The sequence below is a fragment of the Kitasatospora purpeofusca genome, from assembly GCF_000718025.1.
Lineage (GTDB): Bacteria > Actinomycetota > Actinomycetes > Streptomycetales > Streptomycetaceae > Kitasatospora > Kitasatospora purpeofusca.
In genome coordinates this window covers 1-306 of sequence record NZ_JODS01000110.1, presented here as the reverse complement: position 1 = coordinate 306, position 306 = coordinate 1, and the positions used below count along the sequence as shown (strand labels likewise).

At 57.2% G+C, this 306-nt stretch carries 1 rRNA gene; it reads right to left on the bottom strand.

Annotated elements, in window-relative coordinates:
- Window positions 1–80 (bottom strand): 16S ribosomal RNA (locus IF01_RS0140955); the annotation flags it as partial.
- Window positions 81–306 lie beyond the last annotated feature (226 nt).

Below are 306 nucleotides of genomic sequence, written 5' to 3'. Positions count from 1 at the left end.
GAAGGGCTTCACCGTTCGACTTGCATGTGTTAAGCACGCCGCCAGCGTTCGTCCTGAGCCAGGATCAAACTCTCCGTGAATGTTTACCCGTAATCGGGTCTACACCCGCGTTGAGCGGCACGGCAACCACCGGAATAGGGCGGCCCCGCGCACTGCGTCCTCGCTAGTGTTTTACTTCAAAAGGAATCTCCAACCCCAGGAAACCCTGAGGCCGGGGATGTCAACATATCTGGCGTTGACTTTTGGCACGCTGTTGAGTTCTCAAGGAACGGACACTTCCTTCAGGCGGCTTTCACACCGGCCCTC